Origin of the sequence: Stenotrophomonas sp. 2619, from assembly GCF_040548725.1 — a bacterium.
Lineage (GTDB): Bacteria > Pseudomonadota > Gammaproteobacteria > Xanthomonadales > Xanthomonadaceae > Stenotrophomonas > Stenotrophomonas maltophilia_AP.
Window position 1 is genome coordinate 458,577 of sequence record NZ_JBEPSF010000001.1, and the last position, 26,072, is coordinate 484,648.

23 protein-coding genes are annotated in these 26,072 nt (G+C 67.4%); 18 read left to right on the forward strand and 5 right to left on the reverse strand.

The annotated features are described in order from the left end of the window. Positions 1-491: 491 nt before the first annotated feature. On the reverse strand, positions 492-680 hold the full coding sequence (locus tag ABIA71_RS02150; protein ID WP_354282703.1) for a hypothetical protein: 189 nt from the start codon (positions 678-680) through the stop codon (positions 492-494). A gap of 624 nt (positions 681-1,304) precedes the next feature. Further along, positions 1,305-2,006 carry an oxidoreductase dimerization domain-containing protein gene (locus ABIA71_RS02155; protein WP_354282705.1) on the reverse strand — a complete coding sequence of 234 codons (702 nt, stop codon included), beginning with the start codon at positions 2,004-2,006 and terminating at the stop codon, positions 1,305-1,307. A 410-nt stretch (positions 2,007-2,416) separates the two neighbouring features. Between ABIA71_RS02155 and ABIA71_RS02160 the strand changes: the two genes are divergently transcribed. The 5 genes from ABIA71_RS02160 (at position 2,417) to ABIA71_RS02180 (ending at position 6,344) form a co-directional block, all read left to right on the forward strand. Then, complete coding sequence (locus ABIA71_RS02160) at positions 2,417-3,199, forward strand: 3-hydroxybutyrate dehydrogenase (protein WP_354282707.1); 783 nt, start codon at positions 2,417-2,419, stop codon at positions 3,197-3,199. 194 nt (positions 3,200-3,393) lie between these two features. After that, a complete protein-coding gene (locus ABIA71_RS02165) occupies positions 3,394-4,032 on the forward strand; it encodes a hypothetical protein (RefSeq protein WP_354282709.1) in 639 nt (212 codons plus the stop codon). A gap of 120 nt (positions 4,033-4,152) precedes the next feature. Next, positions 4,153-4,860 carry a hypothetical protein gene (locus ABIA71_RS02170; RefSeq protein WP_354282711.1) on the forward strand — a complete coding sequence of 236 codons (708 nt, stop codon included), beginning with the start codon at positions 4,153-4,155 and terminating at the stop codon, positions 4,858-4,860. Positions 4,861-5,104: 244 nt separating this feature from the next. Then, the gene (locus ABIA71_RS02175) at positions 5,105-5,692 is read left to right on the forward strand and encodes a TetR/AcrR family transcriptional regulator (RefSeq protein WP_354282713.1); all 588 of its coding nucleotides are present in this window, start codon (positions 5,105-5,107) and stop codon (positions 5,690-5,692) included. A 136-nt stretch (positions 5,693-5,828) separates the two neighbouring features. Further along, the gene (locus tag ABIA71_RS02180) at positions 5,829-6,344 is read left to right on the forward strand and encodes a hypothetical protein (RefSeq protein WP_354282913.1); all 516 of its coding nucleotides are present in this window, start codon (positions 5,829-5,831) and stop codon (positions 6,342-6,344) included. A gap of 12 nt (positions 6,345-6,356) precedes the next feature. On the opposite strand, the gene ftrA is transcribed toward ABIA71_RS02180, so the two are convergent. Next, complete coding sequence (ftrA, locus tag ABIA71_RS02185) at positions 6,357-7,355, reverse strand: transcriptional regulator FtrA (protein ID WP_128095290.1); 999 nt, start codon at positions 7,353-7,355, stop codon at positions 6,357-6,359. Positions 7,356-7,751: 396 nt separating this feature from the next. Here ftrA and ABIA71_RS02190 point away from each other — a divergent pair, with 396 nt between their 5' ends. The 10 genes from ABIA71_RS02190 to ABIA71_RS02235 all read left to right on the forward strand — a co-directional run bounded on the left by ABIA71_RS02190 (position 7,752) and on the right by ABIA71_RS02235 (position 19,386). After that, positions 7,752-10,328: a TonB-dependent receptor plug domain-containing protein gene (locus ABIA71_RS02190; protein ID WP_354282915.1), complete on the forward strand. Its 2,577-nt coding sequence runs from the start codon at positions 7,752-7,754 to the stop codon at positions 10,326-10,328. Between the two features lie 44 nt (positions 10,329-10,372). After that, positions 10,373-10,948, forward strand: a complete 576-nt coding sequence (msuE, locus tag ABIA71_RS02195) for an FMN reductase (RefSeq protein ID WP_354282715.1) — start codon at positions 10,373-10,375, stop codon at positions 10,946-10,948. Positions 10,949-10,958: 10 nt separating this feature from the next. Then, the gene (locus ABIA71_RS02200) at positions 10,959-11,996 is read left to right on the forward strand and encodes an LLM class flavin-dependent oxidoreductase (protein ID WP_354282717.1); all 1,038 of its coding nucleotides are present in this window, start codon (positions 10,959-10,961) and stop codon (positions 11,994-11,996) included. A 149-nt stretch (positions 11,997-12,145) separates the two neighbouring features. Further along, a complete protein-coding gene (locus tag ABIA71_RS02205) occupies positions 12,146-12,508 on the forward strand; it encodes a DUF3088 family protein (protein WP_354282719.1) in 363 nt (120 codons plus the stop codon). A 14-nt stretch (positions 12,509-12,522) separates the two neighbouring features. Further along, positions 12,523-13,518 carry an MsnO8 family LLM class oxidoreductase gene (locus ABIA71_RS02210; RefSeq protein ID WP_354282721.1) on the forward strand — a complete coding sequence of 332 codons (996 nt, stop codon included), beginning with the start codon at positions 12,523-12,525 and terminating at the stop codon, positions 13,516-13,518. Between the two features lie 16 nt (positions 13,519-13,534). Beyond that, positions 13,535-14,878, forward strand: a complete 1,344-nt coding sequence (locus ABIA71_RS02215; RefSeq protein WP_354282723.1) for an LLM class flavin-dependent oxidoreductase — start codon at positions 13,535-13,537, stop codon at positions 14,876-14,878. Between the two features lie 12 nt (positions 14,879-14,890). After that, the gene (locus ABIA71_RS02220) at positions 14,891-16,102 is read left to right on the forward strand and encodes a M20 aminoacylase family protein (RefSeq protein WP_354282725.1); all 1,212 of its coding nucleotides are present in this window, start codon (positions 14,891-14,893) and stop codon (positions 16,100-16,102) included. Continuing rightward, on the forward strand, positions 16,099-16,644 hold the full coding sequence (locus tag ABIA71_RS02225) for a GNAT family N-acetyltransferase (protein ID WP_354282727.1): 546 nt from the start codon (positions 16,099-16,101) through the stop codon (positions 16,642-16,644). The genes ABIA71_RS02220 and ABIA71_RS02225 overlap by 4 nt, the downstream gene beginning before the upstream one ends. After that, on the forward strand, positions 16,641-18,380 hold the full coding sequence (locus tag ABIA71_RS02230; protein ID WP_354282729.1) for an amino acid ABC transporter permease/ATP-binding protein: 1,740 nt from the start codon (positions 16,641-16,643) through the stop codon (positions 18,378-18,380). Before ABIA71_RS02225 ends, ABIA71_RS02230 begins: the two co-directional genes overlap by 4 nt. Before the next feature lie 31 nt (positions 18,381-18,411). Continuing rightward, on the forward strand, positions 18,412-19,386 hold the full coding sequence (locus ABIA71_RS02235; protein ID WP_354282731.1) for an ABC transporter substrate-binding protein: 975 nt from the start codon (positions 18,412-18,414) through the stop codon (positions 19,384-19,386). Between the two features lie 107 nt (positions 19,387-19,493). On the opposite strand, the gene ABIA71_RS02240 is transcribed toward ABIA71_RS02235, so the two are convergent. Both ABIA71_RS02240 and ABIA71_RS02245 read right to left on the reverse strand, forming a co-directional pair. After that, positions 19,494-22,610, reverse strand: coding sequence for a discoidin domain-containing protein (locus ABIA71_RS02240; protein WP_354282733.1), 3,117 nt, complete (start codon positions 22,608-22,610; stop codon positions 19,494-19,496). Positions 22,611-22,725: 115 nt separating this feature from the next. Further along, positions 22,726-23,625, reverse strand: a complete 900-nt coding sequence (locus ABIA71_RS02245) for a LysR family transcriptional regulator (protein ID WP_128096341.1) — start codon at positions 23,623-23,625, stop codon at positions 22,726-22,728. Between the two features lie 83 nt (positions 23,626-23,708). Between ABIA71_RS02245 and ABIA71_RS02250 the strand changes: the two genes are divergently transcribed. The 3 genes from ABIA71_RS02250 to ABIA71_RS02260 all read left to right on the forward strand — a co-directional run bounded on the left by ABIA71_RS02250 (position 23,709) and on the right by ABIA71_RS02260 (position 26,050). After that, positions 23,709-24,488: an NAD(P)H-dependent oxidoreductase gene (locus tag ABIA71_RS02250; RefSeq protein ID WP_354282735.1), complete on the forward strand. Its 780-nt coding sequence runs from the start codon at positions 23,709-23,711 to the stop codon at positions 24,486-24,488. Between the two features lie 58 nt (positions 24,489-24,546). Then, the gene (locus ABIA71_RS02255; protein WP_354282737.1) at positions 24,547-25,359 is read left to right on the forward strand and encodes an APH(3')-II family aminoglycoside O-phosphotransferase; all 813 of its coding nucleotides are present in this window, start codon (positions 24,547-24,549) and stop codon (positions 25,357-25,359) included. Positions 25,360-25,498: 139 nt separating this feature from the next. Then, positions 25,499-26,050 (forward strand): DUF3592 domain-containing protein, encoded by a 552-nt coding sequence (locus ABIA71_RS02260; protein WP_354282739.1) that lies wholly within the window; start codon positions 25,499-25,501, stop codon positions 26,048-26,050. Positions 26,051-26,072 lie beyond the last annotated feature (22 nt).

Here is a 26,072-nt window from a genome sequence, read left to right on the forward strand (position 1 = left end):
AAATCGGTATACAAGGATTGGGCCGGCGGCGGCCTTGCGCCGGGTCATTCAACCACATCCTTGGCCACTTGCATTCCGGCGAAGTTAGGTGCTGGAGTCATGGTGAAATAGGAAAATACCGCTAGATCAGCGCCTCGGTTCAACAGTTGCACACCAACTTCGCCCGTGTAGCGACGCGCTGCGCGGGCCAGTATATCATCTGAAAATAGTTCTCGATCAGCAATATAATGCGAGCATTCCGTTGCTCATCCCCTCGGATGCGCGAACTTTGCGCGTTACGGGATGATGCTGAAATTGGAGGCGGGTGGTGGGGGATGTTGCGAGGGGGCGGTAGGTTGGCGGACCGTACTCTGGTCGAACCTCCCGACAAACCACCTCGGCCAATTCCCGGCAGACAAAAAACAGTCCTTCAACCATGCTTTCATTCAAATGCTGCTTTGGTTGCCCAGCTGCCCGGCAGCGTTCTGAGGCATGCATCATCTGCACCACGGTCAGCAAGCCGACGGCGGCACGGTCGACTCGTGCCAGCGCCATGCGCCTGGCCAGGGCTGGCCATCGGTGTTCTCGTCAAGGCGCAGGCGTTCAAGCGCTTCCGCGAACAGGCTGAGATCGGGGCGAGGGATGCCATCGCTGTTGGTTGAATCAGCGGCTAGGGCAGAGAGAATATGCGGCTTGGCCATGTCGGCTTCCGTGGTTGTGCTTAACAGCGCCACCGCGTAGGCGGGTGGTGGACGATGCGTGGCTGCAAACCGGTTAATGCAGCGCAATTGGCCGGTGAGTCTGAAGACTCCCACGCACCGCCCGCCACGGAGGCCGACGGATTTCCCCGCTGGCACTGGTTAAGGAGAACAGTGCCGACAGGCAAGCGTAAACAACTTGTGCATGCATCCAACGGGTTTGAAGACCCGGAGCCACTCGTTGTCAGTGGCGCGCCATGGTGTTTACGCCGTCGCTCTGAATGCGAATTGAATTGCGCGAAGCAATCGCGGGATCCGAGAGCGGGAAGCTATTGTTATATGCGCCACTCAAGCAACGCGCGGCGTGTCGAGCCGTTCCCACACAGTGCCGCTGCTTTTTTGCGATTAAATAAGAAGCGATGGCGCGCACCACTAGCGAATAGCGCTCATCATACGTCGCAACAGCTCTTAGTCTGTAACGCGGTATAACCGTACTTTCGAAGCCCTACAATCCGCCAAGCCGGCCGATCACGGTGGCATGTGCAGGCGAATCCGCACCCCGCATTCCTCCAAAAAACAAACGGCCCGCAGTGCGGGCCGTTCGTTGTCCATCAGAGACGCACCAAATCAGATATGCAACGCATGCCCCAGCGTACGCAGCGCCGCTTCCTGCACCGCCTCACCCAGCGTCGGGTGGGGATGGATGGTCCCGGCGATGTCTTCCAGCATGGTGCCCATCTCAATCGACTGCACGAAGGCGATCGACAGTTCCGACACCTGCACGCCCACGGCCTGCCAGCCGAGGATGCGGTGGTCGCTGCTGCGTGCTACGACGCGGACGAAGCCATCGGTGGATTCCAGCGACATCGCACGGCCATTGGCCGCGAACCGGACCAGTGCGACCTTGGTCTCGATGCCCTGTGCCTTGGCTTCGTCCGGTGACAGCCCGACCACCACGATTTCCGGGTCGGTGAAGCACACCGCCGGAATCGCGGCCGGCACGAAATGGCGCTTCTTGCCGCTGACGATCTCGGCCACCAGTTCGCCCTGCGCCATCGCCCGGTGCGCGAGCATCGGCTCACCGGCGACATCGCCGATGGCCCACACGTTGCGCATCGGGGTCTTGCACTGGTCGTCGATCTTGATCGCCTTGCCGGTCAGATCCAGCTGCAGCGATTCGAGATTGAAGCCGTCGGTCTTCGGGCGGCGACCCACCGCGACCAGGATCTGGTCGGCGTCCAGCGCGATTTCGTTACCGTCCTTGTCACGCACGCGCAGCTGGCCGTTGTCGGCCAGGCCGAGCACGCTGTGGCCGGTCAGCAGCTTCACGCCGGACTTCTTCCAGGTGCGTGGCGACCGGCTTGGTCAGCTCGGCGTCGTAGGCCGGCAGGATGCGTTCCTGGACTTAGAATGTGACCTCACATCTGAGGTTGCGGTACACAGTGCCTAGCTCTAGACCGATGTGGCCGCCACCATCGGTGTCGTCAGTAGCTCGGTCCACGTACAGTGGCGGGTTCGGCGCCCTTTCTGCGAAGCAATGCCCAATCGAACTGGTCGGTGCCACACGGTGATGTCTCAGCGAGCTAAAATCCCAGGAAATCTCCGTAGAAGGGGACTGACGTCGGGTTAGCTAAGGGCATTCACGCATGGCGTGGAGCCATTCAGGCCACGCTGGCGACATACGCTGATGGGCTTCCCGGCCGCTACACTGAGCACCTACGCCCGATGGAATCTCGCCCATGTTCACTGGAAAAGTCGCGGTGGTTACTGGCTCCACCAGCGGTATCGGTCTTGGCATTGCTACTGCGCTCGCGCGGCAAGGCGCTGACATCGTGCTGAATGGTTTTGGCGATGCGGCGGAGATCGAACGCATCCGTTCCCGCCTGGCGACCGAGTTTGGCGTACGGGTGGCGCATGATGGCGCCGACCTTTCCCGTGGTGAGGCGGTGCGGGAAATGATCGTCCATGCCGTCGAGAAGATGGGGCGCATCGACATTCTGGTGAACAATGCGGGCATCCAGCACACCGCGTCGATCGAGGAATTTCCTGTCGAGAAGTGGGATGCGATCCTCGCGCTGAATCTATCGGCGGTGTTCCATGCAACGGCGGCTGCCTTGCCCTACATGAAGCAGCAAGGATCCGGCCGCGTGGTCAACATCGCGTCGGTGCATGGACTGGTTGCGTCGGTGAACAAGTCTGCTTATGTGGCCGCGAAACATGGCGTGGTGGGATTCACCAAAGTGACGGCACTGGAGAACGCGGGCACGGGTATCACGGCCAATGCCATCTGCCCCGGTTGGGTGCGAACGTCGCTGGTCGAGCAGCAGATCACCGCGTTGGCGGAACGGGAGGGAACGGACAAGGAGTCCGCCGCGCGCGCACTGCTGGCCGAAAAACAGCCCTCGCTGCAGTTTGTGACGCCCGAGCAGCTCGGGGAAATGGTGGTCTTCCTGGCCTCGGACGCCGCTGCTCAGATTACCGGCACGGCACTTCCGATGGATGGTGGCTGGACAGCCCGCTGACTGGCCGGTTGTGCCGCGGCTACAGCATCGGCAGCACCATCGGGTTTGCTACCCGCGCGTCGGAATCCACGCATCAGGCGCAGCTTCATGCCCATTCCGGTGGCCGAACCGGCTTGGGTGACGATGCCGCCTTATCGAATTCCGCCGTCAGGCGCTACAGTTCGCAGTTCCACCCGTACCCGCAAGGAAGCACGATGTCAGAGCTGGATTACCGCGCCTTCTACCGCCTGTTGGCTGCTGAAGTGCGCGCCTCGACGGACGTCGGCCAGTCCATGCAGACGCTGTTGGCCTGGGGCGACCAGCGCATCCCGCACCCGTGCTGGGCGGCGCTGGCGAAACTTGATTGTTCGATTGAGAGTGCCGGCATGGGCAAGTGGCTCACCCGCGTGCTGCGGCGGGCACCGTGCCCCTTCCCGGTGCGCGCGATCTACTTCGGGCTTGGCGAACGTGCCACCCGCGACGGGGTGGAATTCGCGGACCTGTATTTCGGTCTGTTGAGTCACTACGAACCGGAGGACAAGGCCTGCGAATGGTTGTGGCGCAACCCCAGCCACTATCCCGACAAGGCCTACCTCGGCTCGGCGACCTTGAAAGCGGCCGGCGTGATCTGCAACGAGGACGAGGTTACCGGACTGGGCACGCCCGGCCACATAGTGTTTGCGTTGTCGTTCGCAACGTTGCTGCTCCGCGCTTCGCTGGATGGAAGCATCCATCAGCTGCTGGGTGCGGTGGAGCCGGTGGGCGTGGTCGTGGGCTTCGATTCGGGCGACCTGTTCCGGCTCGGGGAGCTCAACAGCGATGGGTTCCGCCCCACAAAGGGCGCAATGACCTAGGGAGCGCGGGAGTGCGAGATGCACAACCCCGCATCGCCGGCATCCGCGCGACGTGCACGTAAACTGGGCTCGAGGACAGGCTGTATCAAACGGCCGCATCGATATGGCACGGAGGCGGACATGAGTATCGTTGTACTGCAGCACCCCAAGACCACCCATGTCGTCGGACATGCCCGCGCGGAAGGCGCAGGCACTCACGTTGGTCGCCGGTTTTCAATGGCTAGGCTCCTGCGCACACTTGTGGTTGCCGTACTGGGACTGGCGTCGGCGGGCTGTGCCGCCCAGGTGGATGTACCGGCGACAGCTACGCGGCTGGTACCCGAGGGGCGTGTGGTGTGCCCCAATTTCCAACTTGACATCCCGAAGGGATGGACACTCGAGCCTACCGGTCCCAACCAATGGCGGATGGTGGCTCCGCAGGCATCCAGCTATGAAGGGTGGGTGGTCTGCACCGATGGCAACATCGATTCGTTCCAGGCCAGGAAGATGGAGACAGACAGTGCCAGTCAGCTTGGCTGGCTGGAAAAGCTCTCAGCCCCGAAAACTCGCAACTTGACGGATCGGATGCTTCAGAGCGGCCCCGAAAAGAGCCGTGATTCGGTATTGATCGGCTGCAGGCAGTTTGAGTTCAACGAAGATCGCTTTGAGAGTTGCATCTGGGGCGATCCGTACCCGCGTGCGGAACAGCGCGCCGATGGATACATCGGCATGCGGTGGGTCAGCTCGGATCGCGTCGCAGATGCGCAGCTGCGCGAACTGGCCGCAAGCGTGATGCGCTCCTTTATCGTCACGCCCATGCCTGAGCGCGAGTATGAGCGGCGTCGTTAGCGACAGACGCTTTTTCTCGATGTTGGCGGGTGATCGGGTAATTCGGTGAACGTACAAGGGCGTCGAGAGGTGCTCTTATCGCATGCGACCGCGTTGCCGCGTGGGCGGCCATGCCAATGGGGCACCTCCCGCGCAGCGCGGCACATCGGGCATTGTTGGCGCCGTAACCGTGTGGTCGGCGGGTGCCTGGTTCTACGCTCGGGTGCCAGTTGACGTTGAGCCTACCTACTAGTAGGGTGTGTCCATGAAAGAGGCACTCTCCCCCAAAGCTGCCGAAATCGTCAGCCACGCCCGCACCCTGCTGGAGACGGGCGGCTACAACGGTTTCAGCTACGCCGACATCGCCGTGCGGGTCAACATCAGCAAGGCCAGCATCCACCATCATTTTCCCAGCAAGGCCGAGCTGGTGCAGGTGGTGGTGGCGCTGTATCGCGCCGAGGCGCGCGAGGGGCTGGCCGTGCTGGACCGCCAGCTGGACGACCCGCTGAAAGAGCTCAACGCGTATGTGGATTATTGGTCCACCTGCATCCGCGGCGGCACCTCCTCGTTCTGCATCTGCGCCATGCTTGCCGCCGAGCTGCCGCTGCTGCCGGCGCAGATCGTGGAGGAGGTGCGGGGGCACTTCGATGACCTCACCTCCTGGCTGACCGCCGTGCTGCAGAAGGGGGCCGCCACTGGGCAGCTTCGCCTGCAGGGACAGGCTGCCGACGAGGCCCGGGCCTTCATGGCCTCGGTGCATGGGGCGATGCTGGCCGCGCGTGGCTTCGGCGATCCGCATACCTTCCATACTCTGGGCCAGCTTTCGATAGCCCGGCTGGTCAAGACAGCCTGATTTTTTAGCGGGGAACGACGCATTTCGTGTCGTTCCCTTTTATTTGCCTCGTGTACCTACCAACTAGTAGGTCCGCGTTCCTGCGATGTTCCCGATCACCCGGCAGCACTTAGCCACCTACCTCCTGAGGCTTTCCATGAGTCATCCACTTTCGCACCTCGGCGTCATCCATACCGCGCTCAGCCTGGTTCCCCTGGTCGCTGGCATCTACGGCTTCATCCGGCATCGCGCCATCGACCCGGCCACGCGCTCGGGCAAGGTGTATCTGCTGGGACTGGTGCTGTCGGTAGTCAGCTCGTTCACCGTCTCCAGCACGGGCGGCCTCAATCCAGGGCACGCCTTCGGCGTCGTCATCCTGCTGATCGCCTTCGTTGGGGTGCTGGTGCCCCGGCTGGGCTTCCTGGGCCGGCTCAGGCCCTACCTGGCCACCTTTGCGCTGTCTTTCACGTTCCTGCTGTCGCTGGTGCCGGGCACCAATGAAACGCTGACCCGCCTGCCTCCCGCACACCCGCTGGCGCAGGCGCCATTGGCGCCGGTGGTGCAGGGCACGCTGCTGGTGTGGCTGGTGCTGTTCGTGATCGGGTTTGCGCTGCAGTGCTGGCATATCCGGGCAAAGTCACGCGGTACAGGCCAGTTGCAGCGTGCCGGATGAGGCAGTCGCCGGTCAGCAGCCAGGCCCGCGTGCCGTGGCGGCTTCCCGGTGCCGGTCGCGATAGGTCGCCGGGCTGAGCGCGGTCTGCCCGCGGAAATGGCGCCGGAACGATTCCTGCGATCCAAACCCGGCCTGTTCGGCTACCCAGTGCAGCGGGCGGTCGGTGGTTTCCAGCAGTTCGCGCGCGTAAGCCACGCGTTCGCGGATCAGCCAGTCGATCGGTGACAACCCGGTCGCGTCGAGGAACTGCCGCTGCAGCGTGCGCTGGCTGAGTGCGGCCTGCTCGGACAGGCTCTTGAGCGAGTGTTCCTCGCGCAGGTTGCGGCGCAGCCATTCCATCAGCCGGGCAAGCCGGGTGGGTTCACCCACCGGTATCGAGCGCACCACACGCTGGCTGCGCTCGGCGTCCCGCCACGGTGCCAGCACCAGCCGCTCGGCCACCAGGTTGGCCACGCGCGCGCCGTAATCCTTGCGCACCAGGTGCAGCATCATGTCCATGCCGGTGGCCGAACCGGCCGAAGTGATGATGCTGCCCTCGTCGACGTACAGCGCGTTCTCGCGCACCCGCACGTTGGGGAACTCGCGGGCGAGGGTGTCGGTGAGCCGCCAGTGGGTGGTGGCGCTGCGGCCGTCGAGCAGGCCGGCCCACGCCAACACGAAGGCACCCGAACAGATCGAGGTGATGCGTGCACCGCGTTGGTGGGCGCGGATGAGCGCATCCAGCAATGGCTGCGGTGGGCGCTCGGCCGGGTCACGCCAGCCGGGCACCACGATGGTGTCGGCGTGGTCCAGCGCCTCCAGGCCGTAAGGCAGCTGCACGTGGGTGCCGCCGAGCATGCGCAGGGGTCCGGGTTCGGCGGCGCACACCTGGGTGGTGTACCAGGCCACGTCCAGCTCGGGGCGGATGGGCGCGAACAGGCCGACGGCACAGCCGAATTCGAACAGACCCTGGCCGTGGCAGGCCGCAATGGCGACGGTGGGCGGTGTGTGCGGGTCATGAGGGGAGAGCATCGTTTGATGCTAGCGGGGTAGGCGCTGCCACGCAGGGCGGGGCGCGAATGAGGACATGCCATCGGGATATATGGCCACCGGGGTCGCGCATCGATGCCCGGCGATGGGGCATCCACGCGCGGCGTGTGCGCGGGGTCGGCGTCTAAGGTCATGCCGAACGGGCATGTGCGTGGCGCGATGTTGCGGGTGGGTGGCGCGTGAACGACTGTTGCGCGCGGCGTGCAGGCCCTTGAATGGAGGCCTGTTCTCGATCAGGCCCCGAGATGTCCTTGCCCTCTCTGTCGCGATGTTGCCGGTGCGCTGCGCCCAACGCCAGCTGATGCCCTGCGACGCAACGTCGCGGACCTGACCGTCCTCCTTCCTTCAAGAGTCCCCATGCCTCCTGCCTCCCGCTCCCTGCCTGCGGCACGCGTGCCGCCCCTGTCTTCCCTGTCTGTCCTGATCGCGCTTGCACTGGGTGCAGGCGCCGCCCACGCGGCGGGGCCGGATGCGCCGCCCGAGACGGTGGTGGCCTCCGGTACCGCCGCCGCCTCCACGCTGGATGCCGTGGTGGTCACCGGCTCGCGCACCAGCAACCGCACGGTCAAGAACAGCTCCACGCCCATCGATGTGATTTCGGCCGAAGACCTGGCGTCCACCGGGCAGGCCAACCTGCTGGAGGCATTGCAGCGCAGCCTGCCGTCGCTGAGCCAGATCGGTGGCTACCAGAGCGACCAGGAAAGCCTGATCAGGGGCTACCAGCTGCGCAACCTGTCGCCGGGGTACACGCTGGTGCTGGTCAACGGCAAACGCCGCAATGCCAGTGCCTATGTCAGCGGCGCCAACGGCGGCGGCTACCCGGGCCACGCCTGGACCGACCTCGCGTTGATTCCGGTCGCGGCCATCGACCATATCGAAGTGCTGCGCGATGGCGCATCGGCGCTGTATGGCTCCGACGCGATCACCGGGGTGATCAACGTGATCCTGAAGTCGAACGCACACGGCGGCGATGTGTCGGTGGAAAGCGGGCAGAGCATCGATGGCGATGGCACCCGCACCAGCGTGCGCGCCAACATCGGGCTGCCGTGGGGGCAAGACGGGTTTGTCAGCCTGTCCGGCGAGAACACCCGCCAGCACCATGCGATCCGCACGCGACGCTACATCGATGCCTACCTGAGCTACCCGGCGGTGGACGCCAGCGGCAACCTGGTGGCGCTTCGCCCCAACAACCGCTTGCCTGCGGGCACGACGCCGAACCCGGCCGAGGCATCGCGTGATCCGGAAGCCAACACGATCCTCAGTTCGCCGTCCTATGCGCTCACCGCGCTGGTGGTGAATGCGGGCCATGGTCTGGGCGAGAACGCGCAGTTCTACGCCACCGCGACGGCCAGCGACCGCACCGCGCAGGCCATCCAGAACTTCCGCCTGCCGGCGACGATCTTCGGCACCTACAAGGCACCGAGCGTGCTGAACGTGTGGCCCGACGGTTTCCTGCCGGTACTGGAAACCAAGGAGAAGCAGTACACCGGCACCGCCGGGGTCAAGGGGCATTGGGGTGGCTGGGACATCGACGGCAGCCTTACCGGCAACCGCAACACCGTGCGCACCTATACGCGCCACTCGGCCAACTTCTCGCTGACCTATCCCGGTGCGCCCACCGATTTCTATGACGGCAAGCTGGACTACCAGCAGGGCATCGCCAACCTGGACCTGCGCCGCGGCTTCGAGGTGGGCGCGTTCGCCTCGCCGCTGGAGGTGAGTGCGGGTGCCGAATACCAGCACGAGCGCTACGAGCGCGGGGCCGGGCAGTGGGAGTCGTACACCGGCTTCGGTGCCGCCGCCTTCGTCGGCTACTCCACCGCCGATGCGGTGGAGGCCACGCGCAACAGCAAGGCGGTGTACGTGGGTGCGGCGACGAACGTGACTTCGCGCTGGTACCTGGATGCCGCGGCGCGGTGGGAGGACCACTCCGATTTTGGCAGCGTATCGACCGGGCGGCTGACCACGCGCTTTGATGTGACCGATGCGTTCGGCGTACGCGCCACGGTGAGCAACGGCTTCCACGCCCCCAGCCTGGGCGCGCAGTACTACCAGGCCACCGGCAGCTGCCCGTGCGGCACCACGCTGGTGGCGCAGGTGTCCTCGCCGGCCGCGCTGGCGCTGGGGGCAACACCGCTGCAACCGGAGAAAGCCGACAACTACAGCCTGGGCGTGACCTGGGACCCGAGCGCGGCGTTCCACCTGGCGCTGGATGCCTACCAGATCGACATCCGCGGCCAGCTCGGCCAGTCCAGCCAGATCGGCTACAACGCGCAGGACCCGGCGCGCATCACCGACAACAGCGGCACGGTGCTGAGCGCGGCGCAGAAGAGCACGATCGATGCGTTGCTGGGCACGGCGGGCATCAGCATCCTGCCGGGCGATGCCTTCTACGCCAGCTACTTCACCAACGTGGGCGACACCCGCACGCGGGGCCTGGAGCTGACGCTGGAAGCCAACCAGGAAACCGCCTGGGGCAAGCTGCGCTGGAGCTACGCCGCCAACGTGGGCCGCACCACCATCCAGAAAGTGCGCGACATCCCCGCGGTGCTGCAGGGGCTGCCCAACATCAACCTGCTGACGAAGTCGAGCGAGTACGCGCTGCGTTTCCGCACGCCGTCCTACACGCAGGTGGCCGGGCTGGGCTGGCAACACGGGCGCTGGCGCTCGAACGTGGATTTCACCTACTACGGGCCGATCAAGCGCCTCAACAACGGGGTGGAGTACAAGCAGCCGCCGGTGCTGGTCACCAACCTGTCCGGCAGCGCCGAGCTGGGCGGTGGCTGGAGCGCGGCGCTGGGCATCAACAACGTGTTCGACAAGCGCACCCGCAAGGTGCCCGAGTACGCCCGCAGCGCCACCGACGTGGCCAGCATCGAAACCACGTGGGACACCGGCGATGTGCTTAGCACCATCGGCGCGTTCTGGTACGGGCGCATCAACTACCGGTTCTGAGCAAACGCAGCCGACCAACGGTCGGCTCTACAGGGAGCATGGCGATGTCATCTGCATTGAACGTGGTCGCGCTGATCGGTTCGCCGACCAGCTCGGCCAACTCACGCACGCTGTTGCTGGTACGGCAGCTGCTGGACCAGCTGCGTCATCGGTTGCATATCGATGTGCAGCTGGTGGAACTGGCGCCCATCGCGCGCTCGCTGGGGCAGGCGCTCACCCGCGAGGAAGTGGAGCCGCGCATCGAGCAGGCGCTGCAACGGATCGAGGCGGCCGACCTGCTGATTGCCGCTGCACCGGTGTACCGCGGCTCCTACCCCGGCCTGTTCAAGCACCTGGTGGACTTCATCGGACTGGAGGCGCTGGTGGATGTGCCGGTGCTGCTGGCGGCCACCGGCGGCAGTGAGCGGCACGCGCTGGTGATCGACCATCAGCTGCGCCCGTTGTTCAGCTTCCTGCAGGCGCACACGCTGCCGATCGGTGTGTACGCCACGCCGGCCGATTTCAGTGGCGACCAGGTCAGCAGTGCCGCGTTGCAGGCACGGATCGTGCTGGCTGCCGAGCGTGCCGCGGCCCACCTGTCGCCCGCCGCGGTGCCGGTGCCCTTGCGCCGCATCGCCTAGGCGTCGGCGCATGCAGCTGCGGCACCTGGCCTTCCTCACCCCCGGCAGCTACCGGCCCGACGATCCGCGTAGCGGCCTGGACGATGCGTTGGCGCTGATCGCCTTTGCCGAAACGCTGGGGTACGACGGCGCGTGGGTGCGGCATCGCCACCTGGAGCCGGGCATCAGCTCGGCGGCGGTGTTCCTGGCGGCGGCCAGCCAGCACACCCGGCGCATCGAACTGGGCACGGCGGTGATCCAGATGGGCTACGAAACGCCGTTCCGCCTGGCTGAGGATCTGTCACTGCTGGACGTGTTGGCCGGCGGCCGCCTGCAGGTGGGTGTGAGCGCCGGACCGCCGCCGTTTGCAGACCTGGTGGGCCACCTGCTGTTCGATGGCGATCCGGCGCGCATCGACTTTTCGCACGCGCGGGTGGGGCGCTTGATCGAGGCGCTGCACGGCCATCCATTGGGTAACGCGGATACCCAGGTGGGCAATGCGGTGTCGCAGTACCGTCCGCGCCTGCAACCGCATGCGCCCGGGCTTGCACGTCGGCTCTGGTATGGCGCCGGTTCGCTGCCGTCGGCGCGCTGGGCGGCGGGGCAGGGGCTGCACCTGCTGCTGGGCAACGTGGCGCGCGCTGAAACCCATGCGGACTTCGTGTCCACCCAATGCGAGCACCTGGCGGTGTATCGCAGCGGCCTGGCTGAGGGGACCGCGCCACGCGTTGCCGCAGGTCGGGTACTGGTGCCACTGGACGGCGCCGACGCTGCCACCCGCCAGCGCCTGCTCGCATTCGCCGCGCAGCGCCACGCGCGCACGCTGGAACCGCAAGGGCCGCGGCGTACGGTGTTTGCCGCGGACGTGGTGGGCAGCGCTGCGCAGATCGTGGACCTGCTGCAGGCCGATCCGGTGCTGCAGCAGGTGGACGAGCTGCGCGTGGAGCTGCCCTATGAACTTCCCGCCGGCGACTACCGGCGGATTCTGCAGATCGTGGCCGAACAGATTGCGCCGGCGCTGGGGTGGGCGGGCGCTGCCGCTGCACCCCGGTTGCGCGCGGCCCCATAACCCCAGGCGTTTTGCATATGGCCAACGCGCATTTGCGTGGCCGGATCCGACCGCTGATTGTCGAGTTACGACGCAGGCCCACGCGGCCGCATCTCTAGCATCAAGGTTCCAACGGCGCGCTGTTGCCGGCCATGACGAGGAACGTATCCGTGTCTGCTTATCCCCCGAACAAACCCATCCTGTTCCTGCTCGACCGTGAATTCGAAGACGGCCAACTGCCGGGCCAGCGTTTCTTCTGCCGGCACAGCCTGCTGCTGGAAGGCGCGCTGTCCAGCATCGAGGGACTGGATGCGCAGCTGGATGTGCGCCGGATCGGATTTGCCCGGCCGCGCCGCGAAGTGATTGCCGAGATCGGCGAACAGGACCAGTCGCTGCCCAAGCTGGTGCTGCCGCAAGGCGTGCAGTCGGCGCATGCCACTGGCGCGCACGACGACCGCCAGTACATCTCCGGTGCCGAACCCATCCTGGCTGCGTTGAACGGGCTGCTGGGCATTCCCGTGGCCCATCCCTGAGCAAGGAATACATGATGAGCTACCTGACCAGCGTGCTGGACAAAAGCCCGATCCGCGACGGCGGTACGCCCGAGCAGGCGCTGCGCGACAGCCTGCGCCTGGCCCAGCATGCCGAGCACCTGGGCTACCACCGGTACTGGTTCGCCGAACACCACGCGACCCCGCAACTGGCCAGCCCGGCGCCGGAAGTGCTGGCGGCCTGGGTGCTGGCACAGACCGCGCGCATCCGCGTTGGTACCGGCGGGGTGATGCTGCGCCACTACGCGCCGTACAAGGTGGCCGAAACCTTCAACCTGCTGGCCAGCCTGGCCCCGGGCCGGGTGGACCTGGGCATCGGCAAGGCACCTGGCGGACTGCCGGCCTCCACGGCGGCGCTGGCGGCCGGACGTGCGCCGGCCGGCGCGTTCGAGCAGCAGCTCCACGATCTGGAAGGCTTCCTGTCCAGCAGCCTGCCCGCCGACCACCCGCATGCCGCCGCGCAGGCCCGACCGCTGCCGCGCACGCCGCCGGAGCGCTTCCTGCTCGGCGCCAGCCCACAGAGCGCACGCCTGGCGGCCGAGCTCGGCTGGCGCTTCGTCTATGCGGCGCATTTCGATGGCGACCCGCGCAGCATCGAGGCGGCCTTCAGCGCCTATCGCGCGGTGTCCTCGCAGGCCCCGTTGCTGGCCACGGTGGCCTTCGCTGCACCCACGGCCGAGGCGGCCGCGCGCCATCTGGGCGCCTTGCGCATCTACAAGCTGCACCTGGGGCCGGGGCAAACCGTCAACCTGCCCAACCCGGAAGCGGCCGCCGAGTATGCACGGCAGGTGGGCGTGGCCGACTACCGCATCGAAGAGACCCATCCCAGCGTGCTGTCCGGCGATGCACAGCAGGTGCGGCGCGCGCTGGACGACCTGCACCAGCGCTTCGGTGTAGGCGAATTCATCCTGGATGCGCCGGTGGCCGACCTCGACGCACGCCTCACCTCACTCGAACTGCTGTCGCCCGCGCCCCGCGCGGCGGTGGCCTGATCCCCAGGAGAACGCCATGAGCAAGACCCCGCGTCCCATTCCGTTCGGCATCATGCTGCAGGGCCCCGGCAGTCACATGCACGCCTGGAAGCATCCCTCCAACGTGGCCGATGCCAGCGTCAACCTGCAGTACTACATCGACGTGGCCCGCACCGCCGAAGACCACGGCATCGCGTTCGGCTTCGTTGCCGATGGCCTGTACATCAACGAAAAATCGATTCCGCATTTCCTCAACCGCTTCGAGCCGATCACGCTGCTCTCGGCGCTGGCCACGGCCACCACCAGGATCGGCCTGGCCGGGACCTTGTCCACCTCGTACAGCGACCCTTATACGGTGGCACGCCAGTTCGCCTCGCTGGACCTGATCAGCGGCGGGCGCGCGGGCTGGAACGTGGTGACCTCGCCGCTGGAAGGCTCGGGCCGCAACTACGGCCGCCCGCACCCCGAACATGCGCTGCGCTACCAGATCGCCGACGAGTACCTGGAGGTGGTGCAGGGCCTCTGGGATTCCTGGGACGACGATGCCTTCGTGCGCGACCGCGACAGCGGCACCTTCTTCGCGCCTGAGAAGTTCCGCCGGCTCGACCACAAGGGCCGGTTCTTCCAGGTGGAAGGCCCACTCAACATCCAGCGCTCGCCGCAGGGGCAACCGGTGATCTTCCAGGCCGGCGCGTCCGACGACGGCATTGCGCTGGCCGGCAAATACGCCGATGCGGTGTTCACCCATGCGCCGTCGCTGGAAGAAACCCGCGCGTTTACCCAGAAAGTGAAGAACGCAGCGATCGCACACGGTCGCAGCGCCGCCGATGTAAAGATTTTCCCGGGCATCGGGCCGATCGTCGGCGCTACCGCCGAAGAGGCCGAAGCCAAGTACCAGGCCATCGCCGCGCTGGCCGGGCTGGACGATGCGCTGGCCTACCTGGGGCGCTTCTTCGACCACCACGACTTCACCCAGTACGACCCGGACGCTCCGTTCCCGGCGCTGGGCGACATCGGTGCCAACTCCTTCCGGTCAACTACCGACAAGATCAAGCAGGACGCCCGCGCGCAGGGCCTGACTCTGCGCCAGGTGGCGTTGCAGGCGGTCAGCCCGCGACCGAACTTCATCGGCACCGCCGAGCACGTGGCCGATGAGCTGATCCGCTGGTTCGAGGCCGGTGCCAGCGATGGCTTCATCCTGGGCTTCTCGGTGCAGCGTGAGGGCCTGGACGATTTCGTCGGCCAGGTATTGCCGATCCTGCAGGCGCGGGGCTACCACCGCGGCACGTTGGAGGGCGGCACGTTGCGTGACCACCTGGGGCTGCCGCGCAAGGCCAGCCGCCACGCCGGCGACACCGCACCCGTGCGCAAGGCGGGCTGAAGGAGCATCACGATGACCATTCTGCACCGGCCCCCGGTTGATATCGTTCCCCTGCACGGCGGCGTGCTACCCGCCATCGCAGCGCGCAATGAAGACGCCATTGCGATCCGCCACGACCTGCACCAGCACCCCGAGCTGGCCTTCGAGGAGCACCGCACCAGCGCCCGCGTGGCCGAGCTGCTGCAGCAGTGGGGCTACGCGGTCACCACTGGCGTTGGCGGTACCGGCGTGGTGGGCACGCTGCAGCGCGGGCAGGGCCACCGTCGCCTGGGCCTTCGCGCCGACATCGACGCACTGCCGATCCACGAGGCATCCGGGCTCGACTATGCCAGCCAGCGCGACGGGCTGATGCATGCCTGCGGGCACGATGGCCACACCGCCATCCTGCTCGCGGCCGCGCACTACCTGGCCCACCACGGGCGCTTCGACGGCACCCTGCAGCTGGTGTTCCAGCCGGCGGAAGAAACCGGCTCGGGCGCATCGAAGATGATCGCCGACGGCCTGTTCGAGCGCTTCCCGGTGGATGCGATTTACGGCCTGCACAACTGGCCCGGCGTGCCGGTGGGGCACTTCGGGTTCGTCGATGGCCCGGCGATGGCATCGGTGGATTGGGCGAAAGTGCGGGTGGTAGGCAAGGGTGGCCATGGTGCCGAGCCGCAGGGCAGTGTCGACCCGATCCTGGCCGCGGCCCATATCGTGACCGCGCTGCAGAGCGTGGTGTCGCGCAATGTCGACCCGCGCCAGATGGGCGTGGTCACGGTGGGCTCCATCCACGGTGGCAAGGCAGCCAACGTGATTCCCGATGCGGTCGAGCTGACCCTCACCGTGCGCGCCTACCTTCCCGAGGTGCGCGACACGCTGCGCCGCCGCGTCACCGAGATTGCCGAACACACCGCGGCCGCCTTCGGTGCGCGTGCCGAGGTCGAGTTCCCGCGTGGTTTTCCCAGCGTGATCAACCATCCCGAGCAGACCGCGTTCGTGCGCCAGGTGGCGCTGGACGCGTTCGGTGCGCAGCAGGTGGTGCACGGGTTCGCGCCGCGCACGGCCAGCGAGGATTTCGCCTTCCTGCTGCAGGCCCGGCCGGGCAGTTTCGTGTTCGTAGGCAATGGCGACAGTGCGCCGCTGCACAGCCCGCGCTACGTGTTCAACGATGCAGCCATCGCGCCGGCGGCCAGCCTGTGGGCGCGGCTGGCCGAGCGTTACCTGGTGGAGGATGCGGCATGAGCGACCTGTTCCTGTACACCTCGGTGCACGACCCGCTGGCCAAGCCGCTGTTCGATGGGCTGGAGCAGGAGTACGACAGCCGTTACGCGGATGTGCGTGGCCGTATCGGCGGCAGCGCCCGCGAAGAACTGGAGCGCTACCCGGCCGAGGCATTCGCCGCGCCGGTGGGGGCGTTCGTGCTGCTCCTGCGCGACGGTGCGGCCATCTCCGGCGGGGCGTTCATGCCGCACCGCGATGCCGACACCGCCGAGTTCAAGCGGATCTGGACGTTGCCGGGGCTGCGCCGCCAGGGCATCGCGCGACGCGTGCTGCAGGAGCTGGAGGACCAGGCCGCGCGGCAGGGCTACCGGCGCGTGTACCTGACCACCGGATTCCGCCAGCCCGAAGCGGTGGGGCTGTATCTGGGCCATGGCTACCGCGCGCTGTTCGACCTGCACGCCGACCCGGAAACCGTGGCCCACCTGCCGTTCGAAAAGCACCTGCCGCTGCTTCACACGGCCGCCAGCGCCGCGCCGCCGCAGCGACAGGGAGTCCATGCATGAGCACCCCATCCAGCACGCTGCCGGGCATCGCTACACCCACCACGCCATCGCCTGCGCTGCGCATCGTCCCAGCGCGGCATCCGCTGCAGCTGGCCGGTACCGTGCTGGCGTTGGCCTTGATCCTGTTCGGCCTGCAGTCGGTGCTGGGCAACCCGCGCTGGGGCTGGGGCACCTTCGCCGAATGGTTCTTCGCCCGCCCGGTGCTGGAAGGGCTCGCCCGCACGTTGTGGCTGACGGCCCTGGGCACGGCGCTGGGCTTCGGCCTGGGCACCGTGCTGGCGCTGGCGCGAGTGTCCGGCTCGCCGCTGCTGGCGGCAGTGTCGTGGGGCTACGTGTGGCTGTTCCGCTCGATCCCATTGCTGGTGCTGTTGCTGCTGCTCAACAACCTGGGCTACCTGTACAGCACCATCGCGCTGAGCGTGCCGTTCACCAGCATCACCCTGTTCTCGTACCCGACCACGCAGCTGATCGGCGTGTTCACCGCCGCGGTGCTGGGGCTGACCCTCAACCAGGCGGCGTTCTCGGCCGAGGTGATCCGCGGCGGCATTCTCTCGGTGGACCACGGACAGTACGAAGCCTCGGCCGCGCTCGGGCTGCCGCGCGGGCGGCAGATCCGCCGCATCATCCTGCCGCAGGCCATGCGCTCGATCCTGCCGGCCGCGTTCAACGACGTGATCGGGCTGGCCAAGAGCACCTCGGTGGTCTACGTGCTGGCGTTGCCGGAACTCTTCTACACCGTGCAGGTGATCTACCGGCGCAACCTGGAAGTGGTGCCGCTGCTGATGGTGGCCACGGTCTGGTACCTGGTCATCCTCACCGTGCTGTCGCTGGCCCAGCACCGCATCGAGCGGCGCTTCGCGCGCGGCCAGCTGCAGCGCGAACGCACGGTGTCCAAGGTGCCGCCACGTGCACCTGCAGCGGCCACCGCTGCCCGCACCGGGTCACGTCCGTCGATCGCCCCGGTCCTGCAGGGCAACGGCGCCACGGTGTCGCTGCAGGGCGTGGGCAAGGTGTTCGGCGACCAGACCGTGCTCGATGACGTGCACCTGGAGCTGAAGGCAGGCAGCGTCACGGTGCTGATCGGCCCGTCCGGCGCCGGCAAATCCACCCTGCTGCGCCTGATCAACCACCTGGAACGTGCCGACCAAGGGTTCGTGACCGTGGGCGGGCAGCTGGTGGGCTACCGCCGTGAGGGCGACACCCTGTACGAGTTGCCGGAAGGCGAAATCCGCCGCCGTCGTGCCGACGTGGGCATGGTGTTCCAGAGCTTCAACCTGTTCCCGCACCTGACCGCGCTGGAGAACATTGTCGAGGCGCCGATCGCGGTACGCGGCATTGCCCGCGCGCAGGCCGAGAAGCAGGCGTACGACCTGCTGGAGCGGATCGGCCTGGCCGACAAGGCACATGCCTATCCGCGCGAACTCTCCGGCGGCCAGCAGCAGCGCATTGCCATTGCGCGTGCGTTGGCGCTGCAGCCCAAGGTGCTGCTGTTCGACGAGCCGACCTCGGCGCTGGACCCGGAGCTGGTGGCCGAAGTGCTGAGCGTGATCGAAGAGCTGGCGCGCTCGGGCACCACCTTGGTGATCGTTACCCACGAGCTGGGCTTTGCCCGCCGCGTGGCCGACCACGTGGTGATGATGGACCAGGGCCGGGTGGTGGAGCAGGGCCCGCCGGCGGTGGTGTTCGACCGGCCGCGCCAACCGCGCACGGCCGAGTTCCTTGCCAAGACGCTGTAACCGTACCTTTCACTTTTTGCAGGGAATCCGCATGAACACCCCCCACAAGCGACGTGTCTCCACCGGCGGCGCACTGGTTGCCGCAGTGCTGGTGATCGGTGTTGCCGGCATCGTCTACTCGCGCGTCCAGCAGGGCAACGACGGGCCACCTGCGGCCCGCGCCACGCTGGCCGGTGACGCCGCGCCTGCCTTGCAAGGCACGCCGGATCCGAAGGCGAGCGCCTTGATCCCGGCGGGCTTCACTTTCGTCACCCCGGGCACGTTGACCGTGGCCACGCATCCGGGGCAACTGCCGCTGGCCGATTACGGCGCCGACAACAAACAGATCGTGGGGGTCGAGCCGGACATCGCCCGGCTGATCGCCGACGGCCTGGGCCTGAAGCTGGTGCTGGTACCGGTGGCCTGGCCGGACTGGCCGCTGGGGCTGCAGTCGGGCAAGTACGATGCGGTGATCTCCAACATCACCGTGACCGAAGCGCGCAAGCAGAAGTTCGACTTCTCCAGCTACCGCTACGACCTGCTGGGCATCTATACCCGCACCGATGGCCCGATCCAGAAGATCACCACGCCGGCCGATGTTGCCGGGCTGAAAGTGGTGGTGGGGGCCAGTACCAACCAGGACCAGATCCTGCGCGCGTGGGACCAGCAGAACATCGCGGCGGGCCTGAAGCCGGTGGAGTACCAGTACTTCGACGACGCGGTGGTGGGTCGGCTGGCGGTGATCACCGGACGCGCGGATGTGTCCTTCGAGCCCAACGCCACCGGGGCGTATTCCGCGCGCGACGGCAAGGTGCGTCGGGTGGGCCTGTTTCCGGGCGGCTGGCCCGATGCGGCGGCGATTTCGGTGACCACGCGCAAGGGCAGCGGCTTGGCCGAACCCATCACCCAGGCACTGAATACGCAGATTGCCTCGGGCACTTACGCCCAGGCGCTCAAGCGCTGGAACGTGAGCGAAGAGGCGGTAGCGCAGTCGCAGACCAACCCACCGGGGCTGCCAAACCTGTAAGGCAGCCCCGCAGAGCCGGGCTCTGCCCGGCTGCCTCGGCATCCCGCAGAGCCGGGCTCTGCCCGGCTGCCTCGGCATCCCGTAGAGCCGGGCTCTGCCCGGCTACCTCACCACCGTGCTTCAAGCCGGCTGAAAGGCGCCTTCAACAGGATGCCCTGCGCGTCATAGTCACCCACGCTGCGACCATCTACCCGCACGCTGGTCGGCCGCGTGCGGCTGGGCCACCACACCCTCACCGCCGAACCCTTGTGCAGTCCGCGACCCAGGCTGACCTGCAATACGCCGTTCTGCTGCCGCGCCTCCATCTGCAAGGTGCCATACGCAGTGGGCAGGCGATCGACGGCCAGTCCTTCCCCGGCCACCCACGACGGCGGAGCGCCCGGCAACAGCGACAATGCATCGTCGTCCTCGCGCATCAGCATGCCGAACAGCGTGCGCCCGTACTCCGCGCCGATCCAGGTGTGCGGCATGTCGCCCAGGTAGCGCGGGAAGCGCAGCCGCGAGTGCACGACTTCGGCGAGCACCTGCCATTCCAGCGGGCGTCGGTCGCGCAACAGGCCCTGCAGCAGCTCGTCGGCGGCGTCAGGCTGGTTGAGATGCACGTAGCTGAGCACGTTGCGGATCTCATACGGCGTGTAGGCATACAACGCACCAGGCTGGTTGCGCTTGCGCACGTCGTCCAAGTAGCGCGCGAAGGTGGTGCGCAGCGCCTCGGCGGGCAGCACGTCCTGCGCGCCGGTGGGGTCCAGCGCGATCGACACACCGGTCGGGTCGCCGTCGCCCAGGTCGGCCGAGGAGGGGATGAAGTCGATGCCCTTCCACGCCATGGTGGCGCGGATCGAAGCGGCCAGCGCATCGTGCAGCGCGGTGTACTGTTCGCGCGCCCAGCGGGCGGTATCAGGGTCGCCCAGCGATTCGGCCAGCCACGCGCCGTCGTGCCAGCCCTTCAGGCCCCAATAGTCATCCCAGTAGCTGTGGGTGGGCGAGGGGTAGCCTTCGTGGCTGATCGACGGGGCCAGGATGCCGGCGAAGCGTTCCGGCGACGGTTGGCTGGCCATGTAGCCCGGCACCAGCGTGCGCTCGCGCAGTTCCTGCAGGAAGCGCAGCGCGGCCTTCACCTTGGGCAGGTAGGCACGCACCGATTCGGGGCCACCGTCCAGCCGCGCCACATCGGCCACCAGCGAGACGTACTGGCCTTGGCTGTCATATTCGATGTCCGAGCCGAAGCCGGTGTTGACGCTGCCGTCGTCGTTGAGGATCGGCGAGACCAGGCCGTTGGCGTGCACGCCGTGCGCGCTGTACCAGGCCAGGTAATCGCGTGCGACCTTGGCCTCGCCCATGCGCAGCAGCACCGCCGAGGTCGCCATGCCATCGCGGATGAAGGACCGGTTGTAGTTGCGCGGCCCCGGCTGCATGGCCGGGCCGGTCTGGTTGATCAGCATGTACGCGGCCTGCGCACGCAGCATGTCCACCAGTGACGGATCGGGCAGGCGCAGGCCGACCTGGCCGAGCCGTGCCTGCCAGTCCGCCGACACCTCGGTGGCCAGCGCGTCGTAGGCCGCGTCGGGGTCGGCGGGCAGGGTGGCCAGGTCCAGCGCCGGTGCATCGGGCAGGCTGCCGTCGGCGGCGGTGGCCGCAGTGCCCAGCGGGAACGCCAGCACCACGGAGCGGCTCGCGCCAGGCGCAAGCTGCACGCGGTAGGCGAGCGCGGCGGCCGCCAGGCCATCGGCATCGTCGGCGTGTTGGGCGGCCGGAAGCGTGCCGGTGGCGATGGCCGTGGTGATCTCGCTGCTGCCTTCGGTGCCGAACGGTGCCGCACCGGCGGCATCGATCGGGGTCAGCGACTGCAGCAGCGGGCGCCCGTTGATGCGCACCGCCTGGCCCTCGATGGCCACCTTGCGGATCGGCGACAGGCCGCCGTTCTGCCACGGCGGATTCATCTGCATCGGGCGTACCGCCAACGTCAGCGTGCCCGCCACCGGCGTGGTGCCGGTATTGCGCAGGCGATGGCGCACGAACGTGACCGGTTGGCCGCCACGCGTGATGGCGAAGGTTTCACTCTGCAGTTCCAGCCCGGGTTGCGGCGACCAGGTGGCCGACGGCATCGGTTTCCAGCCATCGCGCAGTGCGTGTTTTACCGGCGCTGCGGCAGCGCCGGCTGTGGTGCCATCGGCGTTGCGCCAGATCGGCTGCACCAGCGGCGCACCCTTGAACGCTTCAAGGTTGCCGTACTCGTCGAAGATCGATTTCTGCCGGCCGGCGTGCACGCCCACGGCGGTCCAGTAGGTCTGCTGCAGGTGCAGCGAGGCCGGGAACAAGGCGCGTTGCGCGCCGCTGGCGGCGACCTGGTAGCGCTTCATCGGGGTCATCACCGCGGCCGGGCCGAGCAGGCGCAGCCGCGCGATCCGCGGAGCATTGCCGGCCACGGTCAGGCGAAGTGCCTTCGCGGTCACCGGTGCGTTGCCGGCCAACCAGCTCTGGGTACGGCTGCCGGCCTGCGGGTCAACGGCCAGGTCGAGCCAGCGGCCGTTGGCGTCCTGGGCCTGCAGGCGGGCGGCGCCGTGGCCGCCGGCCCATTCGATGGCCAGGCCGGTGGTGGGCTGGGGGCGCGGCAGGGTGATTTCCAGCTGCGATTCGCCGCCGGCGTGTGCGGGCAGGGCAACGCTGGCGCCGCCCTGCCAGAGCGACGCCGCCTGGCTCGGATCGAGCCCGACCACGCGTGCCGCCGCCGTGGTATCCAGCGGCTCCAGCTCGAAGATCGAGACGCCCCAGTCGGAGGTCTTGTCCGGGCTGGCCAGGCGCAGGTAACGGGCCTGGCGGGGCGCGAAGAACAGCGTTTCGATCCCGCCCAGTGAATCGCGCATGGTGTAGGCGGGCTGCCACTGCGTGCCGTCCATTGAGGTCTGCAGCGTGTAGCCCTCCGGGTTGGAGACATCCCAGGTGATCCGCGCGCCGCCCAGCTGGGCGGGGGCGCCCAGATCCACCTGGAACCAGTGGCCCGGGCTGAAGGCGCCGCCGGTGACCGTCTTCGGGTCGCCGTCGATCAGGTGGCTGACTGCCATCGCCGACACCTGCTGCGAAGAACTGCTGGCCTGCCACTGGCTGCGCGGCGGCAGGTTCTGGGCGAGGCCGCTGGCGGCCAGCGCCAGGGCGGGGAAGAGCAGGGCGCGTGCCAGATGGCGGGGCGCGGGCAGAACAGTCCAGCGTTGAACATGCAGCCGCATCGAGGCGCTCCCGGTCATCAGGCCCCAACGGCGGGGCAGGGACACGCTAGCAGGGGCTGTAATCGTTTACATGACGCGTCGCAATATCAGGGTTCGGCGGTCCCGGGCGGCCGCATCACCCCATCGCGGCCACGATCTGCTCGCGCAACCAGCGGTGGGCCGGGTCCCGGTGCACGCGCTCGTGCCACAGCATCACCATCTCGAAACCGGGTACATCGATGGGCGCCTCCACGGCCTTCAGCGCGGGATCCTGCGCCACCAGCCGCGACGGCATCATCGCGACCAGATCGGTGCGCAGCAGCACGCCGCGCAGAAACAGGAAGTGCGGCACCGACAGCACGACGTTGCGGCGCGCACCTGCGTGCGCCAGCGCGGTATCGGTGTTGCCGTGGAAACCGCCGCCGTCGGGCGAGACGATGACGTGGTCGAGCGCGCAGAACTGCTTGAGCGTGGGGCGCCGCTTGAGCCGGGGGTGGTCGCGGCGGCCCGCCAGCACGTAGCGCTCCTGGAACAGCGGCCGATGGTGCAGGCCGGGCGGTGCTTCGGAAGTGATGTGGATGGCCAGGTCGATGTCACCGCGCTCGCACTGCGGCACCATCTGTACCGGCGCCAGGCCCACCACGGCCAGGCGCGCTCCCGGCGCGGCTTGGCGCAGCGCCGGAAGCGCGGGCAGCACCACGGTGGTTTCACCGAAGTCCGAGGCCATGATCCGCCACGTGAGCCGTGCCTGGCCCGGGTCGAAGGACTGCACCGGCGCCAACGCGCGCTGCAGGGCCGCCAACGCTTCTGCCAGAGGGCCACGCAGGGCGTCCGCACGTGCGGTGCTGCGCATCCCGCGCGGGCCCGGCAACAGCAGCGGGTCGCCGAACAGCGCCCGCAGCTTGGCCAGCTGCACGCTCACCGTCGGCTGGGCCAGGTGCAGGCGCTCGGCGGCGCGGGTGACGTTCTGTTCATCGAGCAGCGCCTGAAGCGTCACCAGCAGGTTGAGGTCGACACGTCGCAGGATATTGTCCATGGCAATGCCTAGGATTGCAGGAATTCATTTCCACTATATCGGAACGGCGCACACCATCACCGCATTCCCCCACTGGAGTGCCCATGAACGTCCTGATTGTCTACGCCCATCCCGAATCCACGTCGCTCAACGGCGCCTTGAAGTCCTTCACTGTCGACCGCCTGCAGCGGGCCGGCCATACCGTCCAGGTCTCCGATCTCTACGCCATGCAGTGGAAATCCCAGGTGGATGCGGGGGACCATGTCGGCCGCGATCCTGCGCTTCCCTTCCACGCCTCGCTGGATTCGCGCCAGGCATTCGCCACCGGCAGGCAGAGCGCGGATATCGCGGCCGAACAGGACAAACTGCGCTGGGCGGACGCGGTGATCCTGCAGTTTCCGCTGTGGTGGTTCTCGATGCCGGCGATCCTGAAAGGGTGGGTAGACCGCGTGTACGCCTACGGTTTCGCCTATGGCGTGGGCGAGCATTCCGACAGCCATTGGGGCGACCGCTACGGCGAGGGCGCCATGACCGGCAAGCGCGCCATGCTGGTGGTCACCACCGGAGGCTGGGCGTCGCACTATGGTCCGCGCGGCATCAACGGCCCGATCGACGACGTGCTGTTCCCTATCCAGCACGGCATCCTGTTCTATCCCGGATTCGACGTGCTCCCGGCGCATGTGATCTACCGCAGCAGCCGGGTCGATGCCGACTCGTACCCGCATGAGCTGGAAAAGCTGGGCGCGCGCCTGGATGGCCTGGCCAGCGATCCGGTCATTGCCTACCGGCGCCAGAACGGTGGTGACTACCGAATTCCCGAGCTGAGCCTGCGCGATGAGCTGGCCGTGGGCCAGACCGGTCTTGCCGTGCATATCGCTCCCTGAGCGTCCGGCCGGCGGCACGTCCCCTTGCATTTCGTGTGGCCGGCCGCACGATGGACGTATGCCGCCATCCACGACCCTTCCGCACGACACGGGCAACGTGCCTTTTCCGAACCTGTGGCGCGAGCGCCTCGCCGGCTGCGTTATCGAAGCCCAGGCAATCGGCGCCTCACGCGCGGATGTGTTCCGGGTGCAGGGCGGGGGCGGACGCGATGTCTTCATCAAACGCGAGCCGGCCGACGATCCCTTTGGTGAGCTGCACGATGAAGTCGCGCGCCTGCAGTGGCTGCAGACGCAGGGCATGGAAGCCGCGCAGGTACTGGATACGCACGACGATGCCAATGGGCGCTGGTTGCTGATGCGCGCGGTGCCGGGCCGTGACCTGGCCTCGTCACCGGACCTTGCCCCGCTGCAGGTGGTACACCTGATGGCGGACGCCTTGCGGGCGCTGCACACGCTGCCGACGGATCGCTGCCCGTTCGATCACCGGCTGCCGCATCGCCTGGCGGCGGCGTGGGCGCGGATGGAGGCCGGCGTGGTGGATGCCGAGGACTTCGACGACGCGCGCGCGGGGCAGACGGTGCAGCAGGTCTTCGCCGCACTGCTGGCCAGCGTGCCGGCGCAGGCGGACCTGGTCGTCACCCACGGCGACGCCTGCCTGCCCAACTTGATGGCGGCGCAGGGGCGCTTCACCGGGTTCATCGACTGCGGGCGATTGGGCGTGGCCGATCGCCACCAGGACCTTGCGCTTGCTGCGCGCAGCATCGCCAGCAATCTGGGCGTGCAGTGGGTTGCACCGTTCTTTGCGCGCTACGGCACCGTCCCGGATGCGGCACTGCTGGCGTTCTATTGTCTGCTCGACGAGTTCTTCTGAGCCTGCCCACTTGACGCATCGTCAAGTGCACGGCCCGGCAACGTGACGCACTGCGGGTTCAATCGCTGCCCGCTGTTGCCCAGACTTTCCCGGTGCCAGCGCAGTTCCGCTGCTGGCGATGACATAACCGGGGCCTTTGATGATCAGTATTCCTGTGTCGGACACGTCGCACGCACGCATCCGCCGTTTCTCGCGCTGGTTGTGCGCCATCGGCTATGCCGTGCTGGCCCTCGGCTTCGCGTGGACCGCGCTGAGCGGCCACCGCAACGCCGAGGCCATCCTCAAGGACGCGGTGACCGTACAGGCGCCGGTGCAGCTGGATCGCATCGACGAGCACCGGCGCAAGGGCCGGGTCAGCCACGAGTACCAGTTCCAGTACCAGTTCAACGTCGATGGCGTCGCGCATACCGGCACATTCACCACCAGCGAGGACAATGCCGCGCCGTACCTGGAAGAGGGCGCGCAGGTGCACGTGGCGTATTCGCGGGCGCAGCCGGCGCGCTTCGACCGGCTCGAGCGGCTGCAGAGCCAGCAACGCCTCGGTGATGTGCTGGGGCGGTTGTCGGTCGGGGTGCTGCTGCTGGGTGTGCTGGTGTTCGTGGTGTACCTGCTGCTGACCCGCAAGCTGTTCGTGCCGCGCGCACCTGCCGCCGCAGCCACGCCTGATGCCGGCCGTTGCGCAGGTGGTTGACAGTGCAGGCGGCCACGGTAGG